Below are 12,023 nucleotides of genomic sequence, written 5' to 3' on the forward strand. Positions count from 1 at the left end.
GTTGGCCCGGTCCGCGGGAGTCGCCCGGTATGCGGCACCCGCCCGAGCATGAAGGAGCAGATCCGAAGTGACCACCCCCGCCCGCCCCGCCGTCTCGTTCACCGTCCCCGCCGGGGTCGCCGCCGGGGCCGCGATGCGCGACCTGGAACTGCCGAACAAGGGCCCCGAGGCCATCGTCTGCGTCCGCGACTCCGCCGGGGCGCTGCGCGACCTGGCCTACGCCCCGGCCGCGGAGGAGACCGTGCAGGCGGTGCCCGCCGACACCGAGGACGGCCGCTCGGTCATCCGGCACTCCTGCGCCCATGTGCTCGCCCAGGCCGTGCAGGCCGAGTTCCCCGGCACCCGGCTGGGCATCGGCCCGGCCATCGAGGGCGGCTTCTACTACGACTTCGACGTCGCCGAGCCCTTCACCCCCGAGGACCTCAAGCGCATCGAGCGCCGCATGCGCAAGATCATCAAGTCCGGGCAGCGCTTCGAGCGCTTCGTCTTCGACTCCGCCGACTCCGCCGCCGACTCGCTCAAGGGGGAGCCCTACAAGCTGGAGCTCATCGCCGACAAGTCCCGGGGCGCGGTCGGCGCCGAGGAGGACGCCAACGTCGACGTCGGCGGCGCGGAGCTCACCGGCTACCGCAACGTCAACCCGCGCACCGGCGACACCGTCTGGTTCGACCTCTGCCGCGGCCCGCATGTGCCCACCACCCGGTACATCCCGGCGTTCACGCTGACCCGCTCCTCGGCGGCGTACTGGCGCGGCGACCAGGCCAACGCCGGGCTGCAGCGCATCTACGGCACCGCCTGGGAGTCCCGGGAGGCCATGGACGCCTACCTGGACATGCTCGCCGAGGCGGAGAAGCGCGACCACCGCCGGCTCGGCGCGGAACTGGACCTGTTCAGCTTCCCCGACGAGATCGGCTCCGGGTTCCCGGTGTTCCACGTCAAGGGCGGGATCGTGCGCAATGAGATGGAGCAGCACTCCCGGCGCCGGCACATCGAGGCCGGCTACGACTTCGTGAACACCCCGCACGTCACCAAGGGGGAGCTCTTCGAGCGCTCCGGGCACCTGGACTTCTACGCCGAGGGCATGTTCCCCCCGATGCAGCTCGACGGCGAGTACGCCCCCGACGGCACCTGCATCCGGGCCCCGCAGGACTACTACGTCAAGCCGATGAACTGCCCGATGCACAACCTGATCTTCGCCTCCCGGGGCCGGTCCTACCGGGAACTGCCGATCCGGATGTTCGAGTTCGGCACGGTCTACCGCTACGAGAAGTCCGGGGTGATCCACGGCCTCACCCGGGCCCGCGGGTTCACCCAGGACGATGCGCACATCTACTGCACCGAGGAGCAGCTCGAGGCGGAGCTGACCGATGTGCTGGACTTCATCATCTCCCTGCTGCGCGACTACGGCCTGGACGACTTCTACCTGGAGCTGTCCACCAAGGACGAGGGCAAGTTCGTCGGCACCGACGAAATCTGGGAGCGCTCCACGGAGATCCTGCGCCGGGTCGCCGACGCCTCCGGGCTGGACCTGGTGCCCGACCCGGGCGGGGCGGCCTTCTACGGGCCGAAGATCTCGGTGCAGGCCCGCGACGCGATCGGGCGCACCTGGCAGATGTCCACGGTGCAGCTGGACTTCAACCTGCCGGAGCGCTTCGCGCTGGAGTACACCGCCGCCGACGGCGCCAAGCACCGCCCGATCATGATCCACCGGGCCCTGTTCGGCTCCATCGAGCGCTTCTTCGGGGTGCTCCTGGAGCACTACGCCGGGGCCTTCCCGGCCTGGCTGGCCCCCGAGCAGGTCGTCGGAATCCCGGTCGCCGAGGACTGCGTGCCGCACCTGGAGGCCTTCATGGACCGCCTGCGCGGCGCCGGGGTGCGCGCCCGGGTGGACTCCTCCGATGACCGGATGCAGAAGAAGATCCGCAACCACACCACCCAGAAGGTGCCCTTCATGGTGCTCGCCGGGGCCCGCGACGTCGAGGCCGACGCGGTGAGCTTCCGCTTCCTGGACGGCTCCCAGGTCAACGGGGTGCCGGTGGCCGAGGCCGCCGCGCTGGTGACCTCCTGGATCGCCGAGCGGATCAACGAGCAGCCGAACGGGGAGCGCCTTGACGCCCGCCGCTGAGCCCGGCCGGGTGGTGGATTCGGGGCTGGGCGCCCCGGACCGCCTGGAGCGGCTGTGGGCGCCCTACCGGATGGGCTACATCGCCGATGACGCCGCGGCGGCCGGCGACGGCACCCGGGCGAACCCCTTCACCGAGCTGCCCCGGCGCGCTGACGAGGAGGCGCTCATCGTCGCCCGCGGGGAGCGGGTGTACTGCCTGCTCAACCTGTACCCCTACAACGCCGGGCACATGATGGTGCTGCCCTACCGGGAGGTCGCCGACCTGGAGGACCTGGACCCGGCGGAGGCCGCGGAGCTGATGGCCTTCGCGCAGCGCGCGATCCGGGCGCTGAAGCGGGTCTCCCGGCCGCATGCGGTCAACGTGGGCTTCAACCTGGGCCGGGCCGCCGGGGGCTCGGTGGGCCAGCACCTGCACATGCACATCGTGCCGCGCTGGGTGGGCGACGCGAACTTCATGACCGTCCTCGACGGCACCAAGGTGCTCCCGCAGCTGCTGCGGGAGACCCGCCGGCTGCTCGCCGCGGCGTGGGGGGAGGACTAGATGCTCAGCGCCAGGGGCCGCCGCCCGGTGGCGGTGGTGGTGGAGCCGGTGGCCGCGGCGCTCAACCGCGCCGGGGTGAGCCCGAACGCGCTCACCGTGGCCGGCACCGCCGCCGCCTCCGGGATCGCGGTGGCCCTGATCCCGGCCGGGCACCTCTTCGCCGCCGCGGTGCTCACCGCCGTGTTCACCTTCTTCGACCTGCTCGACGGCACCATGGCCCGGCTGCGCGGCGGCGGCACCCGCTTCGGCGCGGTGCTCGACGCCGGCTGCGACCGGATCACCGACGGCGCCCTGTTCGGCGCGATCCTGTGGTGGCTGGCCCATGACGGGCACGGCCATCCCGCGATCCAGGCGGCCTGCCTGGTCACCCTGGTCGCCTCCCAGGTGGTGTCCTACGTCAAGGCCCGGGCCGAGGCCTCCGGGATCGCCGTGGACGGGGGCCTGGTGGAGCGCGCCGAGCGGCTCATCCTCGCCCTGGTCGGCCTGGGCCTGAGCGGCCTGGGGGTGCCGCACGCCCTCGACGTGGCCCTGGTGGCGCTGGCCCTCGGCTCGGCGGCCACCGTGGTGCAGCGCATGGTCATCGCCGCCCGCGACCCCCATGCCGGGGACCCGATCGCCGCGCCGAAGGGCGCCGCGGGATGAGGGCCCGGCCGGCCCGGGGCCGCGAGGAGCTGGCCGCCCTGGGCTACCTCGCCGGCTGGCGGGTGCTGGGCCTGCTGCCGGAGGCCCCGGTGCTGCGCGCCGGCTACGCCATCGCCGACCGGATGGCGGCGCGCGACGGCGGCCCGGCCCAGCTGCGCCGCAACCTCGCCCGGGTCACCGGGCGCGCCCCCGGGGCGGTGCCCGACCGGCTGGTGCGCGCTTCGCTGCGCTCCTACCTGCGCTACTGGGTGGAGGCCTTCCGGCTGCCCCGGATGGCCTCCCCGGATCTGACCGCCCGGATCGGCGCCGGGCTCACCGGGGCCGGCCACTTCGACGCCTCGCACGCCCGGGGCCGCGGGGTGGTGCTGGTGACCACCCACTCCGGCAACTGGGACATGGCCGGCACCTGGCTCATCGACCGGGTCGGCGGGTTCACCACCGTCGCCGAGCGGCTGCGCCCGGAGGCGCTCTACGACGCCTTCGTGGACTTCCGGGAGTCCCTGGGCATGCGGGTGCTGCCGCTCACCGGGGGTGAGCCGCCGATCGCCGGGCTGCGCGAGACCCTCGCCGGCGGCGGGGTGGTCTGCCTGCTCGGGGACCGGGACCTCGCCGGCGACGGGGTGCCGGTGGAGTTTTTCGGCGAGGCCGCGACCATCCCCGCCGGGGCGGCGGCGCTGGCCCGGGAGACCGGGGCGGCGCTGCACGTGGTGGACCTGTTCTTCGACGGCCCCGGCCGCTGGGGGATCCGGATCCGGCCGGAAATCGCCGTCGCCGGCCGCCCGGTCCCCGAGATCGTCGCCGAGCAGGCGGCGCAGATGCAGGAGGCGATTGCCGCCCACCCCGAGGACTGGCATCTGCTGCAGCCCTTCTGGCCCGCCGACCGGCGCGGGGGGCGCTGAGATGCGGATCGGCATGGTGTGCCCCTACAGCTTCGACTACCCCGGCGGGGTGCAGGCCCACGCCATCGACCTGTGCGCGGAACTGCGCCGCCGCGGCCACGAGGTCTCCCTCATCGGCCCCGCCGGCCGGGACGCCGAGGTGCCGGGGTTCGTGGTGCGCGGCGGCGCGGCGGTGCCGATCCCCTACAACGGCTCGGTGGCCCGGCTCGCCTTCGGCCCGCGCACCGCGTACCGGGTGCGCCGCTGGATCCGGCGCGGCGACTTCGACGTGCTGCACATCCACGAGCCCAATTCGCCCTCCTGGTCCATGCTCGCCCTGGCCCAGGCCACCGGCCCGGTGGTGGCGACCTACCACTCCGCCGCGGAGCGCTCCCGGCTGCTGCGCCTGGCGCTGCCGGCGCTGCGGCCGCTGCTGGAGCGGATCCGCGGCGGGATCGCGGTCTCCGACGTGGCCCGGCGCTGGCAGGTCGAGCAGCTCGGCGGCGACCCGGTGCTCATCCCCAACGGGGTGCGCGTCGCCGACTACGAGCGCGCCCCCGGCCTGGCGGACCCGGCGGTGGCCGCCGAGGCCGGAATCGGCCCGGCCGAGCCGGGCCGGCCCCGGCTGGTCTTCCTCGGCCGCTTCGACGAGCCCCGCAAGGGCCTCGGCGTGCTGCTCGACGCGCTGCCGGGGATCCGGGCGGCGCATCCCGGGGTGGAGGTGGTCGTCGTCGGCGACGGGGAGCTGGAGGCGGCGGTGCGCCGCGCCGGCCGGCATGCCGAGGCGCTGCGCTTCGTCGGCCGGGTCCCGGAACGGGCCAAGGCCGCGGTGCTGGCCTCCGCGGACGTCTACGTCGCCCCGCAGCGCGGCGGGGAGAGCTTCGGCATCGTGCTGGTGGAGGCGATGGCCGCCGGCGCCGCGGTGGTCGCCAGCGATCTGGACGCCTTCCGGCTGGTGCTCGGCGAGGGGGCGCACGGGGAGCTGTTCCGCAACGGCGACGCCGCGGATCTGGCCCGGGCGGTGCGCGGGGTGCTCGACGATCCGGACCGCCGGGCGGCGCTGGTCGCCGCCGGGCACGCCCGGGCGCGCGACTACGACTGGTCCGCGATCGCGGACCGGGTGCTGCAGGTCTACGACACCGTCCGCGGGGACGGGGAGAAGGTGCGGGTGGGTTGACGATGGTGCATATCCCGGTATGGGCCCTGCTGGCCGCGATCCTGGTGGTCGCCCTGGCCATCCTGGCGCTGCTGGCGTCCTCCATGGCGCAGCGGCTCAACCGCATGCACGTGCGCTGCGATCTGGCCCGGGCCTCCCTGGAGGCCGCCCTGGGCCGGCGGGCCGCGGTGACCCGGGCGGCCTTCCCGGAGCTGGCCGGGCTCGCCGGGGCCGCGGAGGCGCTGCCGCTGACCGCCGCGGAGCCCGGCCCGCGCGCCGATGCGGAGAACCGGCTCGCCGCGGCGCTCTCCGCCGCCCTGGACGAGGCCGGGGCGGCGGTGCCCGCCCCGGTGGCCCTGGAGGTCAACGACGCGCGCACCCGGGTGGACCTGGCCCGCCGCTTCTACAATGACGCGGTCACCGACACCCGGGCGCTGCGCCGGCGGCGGCTGGTGCGCGCCCTGCGCCTGGCGGGCACCGCGCCCAGCCCGGAGTACTTCGACATCGTCGCCCGCCCCGGCTCCTAGGGACTTGTACCGGGCGGTCTACTATTGTCGGTGACCACCGGGGCCCGGGCGCCGGCCACGCCGCCGCCCGGGTCCGCCGACACACCCGAGACATGGGAGAAGCCTGCGTTGACCACCTCCGAAAACACCACCGGCCAGGGCACCGCCCGCGTCAAGCGCGGACTCGCCGAGATGCTCAAGGGCGGCGTCATCATGGACGTCGTCACCCCGGAGCAGGCGCGGATCGCCGAGGACGCCGGGGCCACCGCGGTGATGGCCCTGGAGCGGGTGCCCGCCGACATCCGCGCCCAGGGCGGCGTGTCCCGGATGTCCGACCCGGACATGATCGACGGGATCATCGAGGCGGTGTCCATCCCGGTGATGGCCAAGGCCCGGATCGGCCACTTCGTGGAGGCCCAGGTGCTGGCCTCGCTGGGGGTGGACTTCATCGACGAGTCCGAGGTGCTCACCCCCGCCGACTACGCCAACCACATCGACAAGTTCGCCTTCGAGGTGCCCTTCGTCTGCGGGGCCACCAACCTCGGCGAGGCGCTGCGCCGGATCAACGAGGGCGCGGCGATGATCCGCTCCAAGGGCGAGGCCGGCACCGGCGACGTGTCCAATGCGGTGACCCACATGCGCACCATCCGCGCCGAGATCAACCGGCTGCGCTCCATGGCCCCCGATGAGCTCTACGTCGCCGCCAAGGAGCTGCAGGCCCCCTACGAGCTGGTCCGGGAGGTCGCCGAGGCCGGCCGGCTGCCGGTGGTGCTGTTCACCGCCGGCGGGATCGCCACCCCCGCCGATGCCGCGATGATGATGCAGCTCGGCGCCGAGGGCGTCTTCGTCGGCTCCGGGATCTTCAAGTCCGGCGACCCCGAGCGCCGGGCCAAGGCCATCGTCCGGGCCACCCAGAACTACGACGACCCGGAGGTCGTCGCCGAGGTCTCCCGGGGCCTGGGCGAGGCGATGGTCGGCATCAACGTCGACGACATCCCCGCCCCGCACCGCCTCGCCGAGCGGGGCTGGTAGGCGACCATGGCCGATATCCAGCGCGTGCTCGACCTGGAGCGCATCGACCGGGACATCTTCCGCGGCCCGGTGATCGAGTCGGTGCTGCAGCGCACCTTCGGCGGCCAGGTCGCCGGGCAGGCGCTGGTCGCGGCCACCCGCACCGTCGGCGAGGGCTTCGCGGTGCACTCCCTGCACGCCTACTTCGTCGGCCCCGGCCGGCCGCATATCCCCACCGTGTTCGTGGTGGACCGGATCCGCGACGGCCGCTCCTTCATCGCCCGGCACGTTAAGGCGGTGCAGGACGGGCGCACCATCTTCGCCATGCAGGCCAGCTTCCACCGGGAGGGCGACACCGGGATCGAGCACTCCGACCAGATGCGCGCCGTGCCGGACCCGGAGGACGTGGTGATGGACACCTCCGGGATGACCCGGACCCGCCGGCTGCTGCTGCGGGAATGGTCGGACTGGGACATCCGGGTGGTCGACGCCGACGACTACCGGCACAACCCGTACACCGCCTCCCAGCAGGTGGTGTGGTTCCGCTCCAAGGCGGCGCTGCCGGACGACCCCACCTTCCACGTGTGCACCCTGGCGTACATGTCGGACATGACCCTGCTGTCCTCGGCCCTGGTGCCGCATCCCGGGGTGGAGGTGCAGGAGGCCAGCCTGGACCACGCGATGTGGTTCCTGCGGCCCTTCCGGGCCGATGAGTGGCTGCTCTACGACCAGGTCTCGCCCTCGGCGCACGCCGGCCGGGCGTTGACCCACGGCCGGATCTTCAACCGGGCCGGGGATCTCGTCGCGGTGGTCACCCAGGAGGGGCTCACCCGGCACCTGGCGCCGGGGGTGGACCCGGTGCCGCACGACCCGGGCGCGGCCGGGTGAGCGCCCCGGTCATCGGGGTGCTCGCCCTGCAGGGCGGCGTCGCCGAGCACCAGCGGGTACTCGACCGGCTCGGCGTGGCGCATCGCCGGGTGCGCCGGCCGGCGGATCTGGCCGATCTCGCCGGGATCATCCTGCCCGGGGGCGAATCCACCACCATCTCCCGGCTGCTGCGCACCGAGGGCCTGGCCGGGCCCCTGGCCGCGGCGCTGGCCGGGGGTCTGCCCGCCTTCGGCACCTGCGCCGGGATGATCCTGCTGGCCGAGGAGGTCCTCGACACCCGCCCGGACGCGGTGCGCCTGGGCGCGCTGCCGGTGACCGTGCGCCGCAACGCCTTCGGGCGCCAGGCCCAGTCCTTCGAGGCCGATCTCGCCGTCCGCGGGGTGGCCGGGGAGGTGCACGCCGTGTTCATCCGGGCCCCGCAGGTCACCGCGGTCGGCCCGGGGGTGGAGGTGCTCGCCCGGGTGCCGGCCGGCCATGGCCCGCATTCCGGGGCGGTGGTCGCGGTGCGCCATGGCGCGGTGCTGGCGACCAGCTTCCACCCGGAGTGCGCGCCGGGGGAGGACCGGCTGCACCGGCTCTTCCTCACCGGATGCGCCGGGATCGACCTGCCGGCGGCCGCGGGCGAAACCGGGCGGTAACACCCCCCGGCTATAGTGGGGCCGGATTTGACCGGCTTCGACGAGGGAGTTGATTTCGCTTATGGCAGGCCACTCGAAATGGGCGACCACCAAGCACAAGAAGGCCGCCAACGACGCCAAGCGGGGCAAGCAGTTCGCCCGCCTGGTGAAGAACATCGAGGTGGCGGCGCGCACCGGCGGCGGGGATCCGGCCGCCAACCCGACGCTCTACGACGCGATCCAGAAGGCGAAGAAGCTCTCCGTCCCCAACGACAACATCGAGCGGGCCCGCAAGCGCGGCTCCGGCGAGGAGGCCGGCGGCGCGGACTGGGAGCTCAACCTCTACGAGGGCTACGGCCCCGGCGGGGTGGCCATGCTCATCGAGTGCCTCACCGACAACCGCAACCGGGCGGCCAGCGAGGTGCGCTCCCGGGTGACCAAGGCCGGCGGCAACATGGGCGACCCCGGGTCGGTGGCGTACATGTTCGAGCGCAAGGGCGTCGTGGTGCTGCCCAAGGACGGGCAGGAGGAGGATGATCTGCTCATGCTGGTCATCGACGCCGGCGCCGAGGAGGTCAACGACCTCGGCGACTCCTTCGAGATCGTCTCCGGGATCAACGACCTGATGAACGTGCGCAACGCCCTGAAGGACGCCGGGGTGGAGTACGACTCCGCGGACCCGGACTACCGGGCCGATGTGGAGGTGCCCCTGGACCTGGCCGGGGCCCGGAAGATGGTCCGGCTCATCGACGCCCTCGACGACTCCGATGACGTGCAGAACGTGTGGACCAACATGTCCATCCCCGATGAGGTGCTCGCCGAGCTCGAGGAGGAGTAGGCGCGCCGCCCGGCCGCCGCCGCGCGGCCGGGCCCCGTCCGACGCCGGGTGCAAACATCTGTTCGGGGGATCTGGTAGGAATGGACGCGTGAGAATCAACGCCACCCCCATCCGCGTCATGGGCGTCGACCCCGGGCTGACCCGCTGCGGCCTCTCCATCGCCGACGGGGCGGCCGGCCGCCGGGTCACCCCGGTCGCCGTGGGCGTCGCCCGCACCCCCGCCGACCTGCCGTTGGCCGAGCGGCTGCTGCGGCTGTCCAACGCCGCCGAGGAGTGGCTGGACCGCTACCAGCCCGATGTGGTGGCCCTGGAGCGGGTCTTCGAGCGCGGCAACGTCTCCACCGTGATCCACACCGCGCACGGGGTGGGCGTGATCATGCTCGCCGCGGCCCGCCGCGGCCTGGACATCCACGAGTACACCCCCTCCGAGGTGAAGAAGGCGGTCACCGGCAACGGACGGGCGGACAAGGCGCAGATGACCGCCATGGTCACCCGGGTGCTGGGCCTGGCCGAGCCGCCGCAGCCGGCGGACGCCGCCGACGCCCTGGCGCTGGCGGTGTGCCACTGCTGGCGGGCCCCGCAGCTGGCCCGGGAGCGCGCCGCCGCCGACCTCGCCGCCCGGGCGGGGGCCGGCCGATGATCGCCTCGGTGCGCGGCGAGGTCGTCGACCTCGGCGCCGGGTTCGCGGTGGTGGAATGCGCCGGGGTGGGCCACCTGGTCACCGCCACCGCCCGCACCCTGGCCACCCTGCGCCGCGGGGAGGCCGCCCGGCTGCTCACCACCCTGGTGGTGCGCGAGGACTCGATGACCCTCTACGGCTTCGCCGATGACGAGGAGCGGCGCATGTTCGAGGTGCTGCAGACCGTCTCCAAGCTGGGCCCGAAGCTCGCCCTGGCGGTGCTCGAGGCGCTCACCCCGGCGGAGATCGCCGCCGCGGTGGCCGCCGAGGACGCCAAGGCGCTGGCCCGGGCCAACGGAGTGGGCACCCGGATGGCCGCCCGGATGATCGTGGAGCTCGGCGAGAAGGTCGCCCCCTTCGCCGCCCCGACCGGCGAACCCGCCGGCGGCGCCGCCGGGCCGGCCCCGGCCGCCGCGGCCGGCGCGGCGGGGGAGACCGTGGTGGAGGCGCTGCTGGGGCTGGGCTTCGCCCGCCCGGAGGCGGCCGCCGCCGCCGAGCGGGTGCTCGCCGCGGACCCGGAGCTGGACGTCCCCGCGGCGCTGCGCGCGGCGCTGGCGGAACTGGGCCGGAACTAGGCTGGGCGGACATGGGCGATATCGAGAGCACCGAATTCAACCTCGCCGGCGGCGGCGGGGCCGGCCGCGAGCGCCCGGTGGACCCGGGCCCGCTGGAGGCCGAGCGCGCCGCCGAGGTCACCCTGCGGCCGAAATCCCTCGACGAGTTCATCGGCCAGCCCAAGGTGCGCGGCCAGCTCGACCTGATCCTCTCCGGGGCCCGCCGGCGCGGGGTCACCCCCGACCACATCCTGCTCTCCGGGCCGCCCGGGCTGGGCAAGACCACCATGGCGATGATCATCGCCCAGGAGTTGGGCACCTCGCTGCGGATGACCTCCGGGCCGGCCCTGGAGCGGGCCGGGGATCTCGCCGCGATGCTGTCGAACCTGATGGAGGGCGACGTGCTCTTCATCGACGAGATCCACCGGATCGCGCGGCCGGCGGAGGAGATGCTCTACATGGCGATGGAGGATTTCCGGATCGACGTGATCGTCGGCAAGGGCCCGGGGGCGACCTCCATCCCCCTGGAGATCCCGCCGTTCACCCTGGCGGCGGCGACCACCCGCTCCGGGATGCTCACCGGGCCGCTGCGGGACCGCTTCGGCTACACCGCCCAGATGGAGTACTACGAGGTCGAGGATCTCACCGAGGTGGTCACCCGCGCCGCCGGGATCCTGGGCGTGGCCATCGACCCCGACGCCGCGGTGGAGATCGCCTCCCGCTCCCGGGGCACCCCCCGGATCGCGAACCGGCTGCTGCGCCGGGTGCGCGACTTCGCCGAGGTGCACGGCTCCGGGGTGATCGATCTCGGCGCCGCCCGGGCGGCGCTCATCGTCTTCGACGTCGACGAGATGGGCCTGGACCGGCTGGACCGGGCGGTGCTCGACGCGCTCATCCGCGGCCACGGCGGCGGCCCGGTGGGGGTGGGCTCCCTGGCCCTGGCCGTCGGCGAGGACCCGGGCACCGTGGAGGAGGTCTGCGAGCCCTACCTCGTGCGCGCCGGGATGGTGGCGCGCACCGCCCGCGGCCGGGTGGCCACCGCCACCGCCTGGCGGCATCTCGGCCTGGAGCCGCCGGAGGGCGCCCCGGGCCTGTTCTGAGCGCCACGCCGCGCCCTGGGGGGTGCGCCCGGGACGGGGCAGGTTAGACTCATGCGCCATGGAACCGATGCTGCTCTTGCTCCTCATGGTCGTGCTGCTGGCGGTGCCCCTGTGGCAGACCTTCCGGCAGAACAAGAAGATCCGGGAAATCCGGGCGATGCAGGATCGGGTCGCCCCCGGTGAGCGGGTGCAGACCGGCGCCGGCGTGCACGGCCGGATCGTGGCGGTCGGCGAGACCACCGTGGACCTGGAGATCGCGGACGGCGTGGTGACCACCTGGGAGCGCGCTGCCATCCTGCGCAACCTCACCCGGGAGGCCGAGGCCGCCGAGGGGCCGGCGCGGCCCGCCCCGGAGGCGCCCGAGGCGCCCGAGGCGCCCGAGGCGCCCGCCGACGGCGCCTGAGCCGCCCGCCCCGCCCCCGCCCCCGCGGCCGCGCGCACCCGGTGCGGCCGCCCGAATCATCCCCGACCCCGGCAGGAGTCCCGTC

14 protein-coding genes are annotated in these 12,023 nt (G+C 74.3%); all 14 read left to right on the forward strand.

The features are described 5' to 3' along the window. Nucleotides 1-67: 67 nt before the first annotated feature. The 14 genes from thrS to yajC all read left to right on the forward strand — a co-directional run bounded on the left by thrS (nucleotide 68) and on the right by yajC (nucleotide 11,938). Nucleotides 68-2,125 carry a threonine--tRNA ligase gene (gene thrS, locus CSPHI_RS05870; RefSeq protein WP_075691915.1) on the forward strand — a complete coding sequence of 686 codons (2,058 nt, stop codon included), beginning with the start codon at nucleotides 68-70 and terminating at the stop codon, nucleotides 2,123-2,125. Further along, a complete protein-coding gene (locus CSPHI_RS05875; RefSeq protein ID WP_245803361.1) occupies nucleotides 2,109-2,666 on the forward strand; it encodes an ATP adenylyltransferase in 558 nt (185 codons plus the stop codon). Before thrS ends, CSPHI_RS05875 begins: the two co-directional genes overlap by 17 nt. After that, entirely contained in the window at nucleotides 2,667-3,308 is a 642-nt protein-coding gene (pgsA, locus tag CSPHI_RS05880; protein WP_075691916.1) for a phosphatidylinositol phosphate synthase, read from the forward strand. After that, on the forward strand, nucleotides 3,305-4,207 hold the full coding sequence (locus CSPHI_RS05885; protein WP_075691917.1) for a phosphatidylinositol mannoside acyltransferase: 903 nt from the start codon (nucleotides 3,305-3,307) through the stop codon (nucleotides 4,205-4,207). Before pgsA ends, CSPHI_RS05885 begins: the two co-directional genes overlap by 4 nt. 1 nt (nucleotide 4,208) lies before the next feature. Then, nucleotides 4,209-5,363, forward strand: a complete 1,155-nt coding sequence (locus CSPHI_RS05890; protein ID WP_075691918.1) for a glycosyltransferase family 4 protein — start codon at nucleotides 4,209-4,211, stop codon at nucleotides 5,361-5,363. A 2-nt stretch (nucleotides 5,364-5,365) separates the two neighbouring features. After that, nucleotides 5,366-5,869 carry an NUDIX hydrolase gene (locus CSPHI_RS05895; RefSeq protein ID WP_075691919.1) on the forward strand — a complete coding sequence of 168 codons (504 nt, stop codon included), beginning with the start codon at nucleotides 5,366-5,368 and terminating at the stop codon, nucleotides 5,867-5,869. Nucleotides 5,870-5,977: 108 nt separating this feature from the next. Next, complete coding sequence (gene pdxS / locus CSPHI_RS05900; protein WP_075691920.1) at nucleotides 5,978-6,880, forward strand: pyridoxal 5'-phosphate synthase lyase subunit PdxS; 903 nt, start codon at nucleotides 5,978-5,980, stop codon at nucleotides 6,878-6,880. Nucleotides 6,881-6,886: 6 nt separating this feature from the next. After that, nucleotides 6,887-7,747 carry an acyl-CoA thioesterase gene (locus CSPHI_RS05905; RefSeq protein ID WP_075691921.1) on the forward strand — a complete coding sequence of 287 codons (861 nt, stop codon included), beginning with the start codon at nucleotides 6,887-6,889 and terminating at the stop codon, nucleotides 7,745-7,747. Next, nucleotides 7,744-8,385: a pyridoxal 5'-phosphate synthase glutaminase subunit PdxT gene (gene pdxT, locus CSPHI_RS05910; RefSeq protein ID WP_075691922.1), complete on the forward strand. Its 642-nt coding sequence runs from the start codon at nucleotides 7,744-7,746 to the stop codon at nucleotides 8,383-8,385. Before CSPHI_RS05905 ends, pdxT begins: the two co-directional genes overlap by 4 nt. Nucleotides 8,386-8,446: 61 nt before the next feature. After that, complete coding sequence (locus tag CSPHI_RS05915) at nucleotides 8,447-9,202, forward strand: YebC/PmpR family DNA-binding transcriptional regulator (protein WP_075691923.1); 756 nt, start codon at nucleotides 8,447-8,449, stop codon at nucleotides 9,200-9,202. A 118-nt stretch (nucleotides 9,203-9,320) separates the two neighbouring features. Beyond that, nucleotides 9,321-9,842 (forward strand): crossover junction endodeoxyribonuclease RuvC, encoded by a 522-nt coding sequence (gene ruvC / locus CSPHI_RS05920; protein WP_425429740.1) that lies wholly within the window; start codon nucleotides 9,321-9,323, stop codon nucleotides 9,840-9,842. Continuing rightward, a complete protein-coding gene (ruvA, locus tag CSPHI_RS05925; RefSeq protein ID WP_075691924.1) occupies nucleotides 9,839-10,456 on the forward strand; it encodes a Holliday junction branch migration protein RuvA in 618 nt (205 codons plus the stop codon). The genes ruvC and ruvA overlap by 4 nt, the downstream gene beginning before the upstream one ends. An 11-nt stretch (nucleotides 10,457-10,467) precedes the next feature. After that, a complete protein-coding gene (ruvB, locus tag CSPHI_RS05930) occupies nucleotides 10,468-11,535 on the forward strand; it encodes a Holliday junction branch migration DNA helicase RuvB (protein WP_075691925.1) in 1,068 nt (355 codons plus the stop codon). A 58-nt stretch (nucleotides 11,536-11,593) separates the two neighbouring features. Then, nucleotides 11,594-11,938 carry a preprotein translocase subunit YajC gene (gene yajC, locus CSPHI_RS05935; protein ID WP_075691926.1) on the forward strand — a complete coding sequence of 115 codons (345 nt, stop codon included), beginning with the start codon at nucleotides 11,594-11,596 and terminating at the stop codon, nucleotides 11,936-11,938. Nucleotides 11,939-12,023 lie beyond the last annotated feature (85 nt).

The organism is Corynebacterium sphenisci DSM 44792 (genome assembly GCF_001941505.1).
Lineage (GTDB): Bacteria > Actinomycetota > Actinomycetes > Mycobacteriales > Mycobacteriaceae > Corynebacterium > Corynebacterium sphenisci.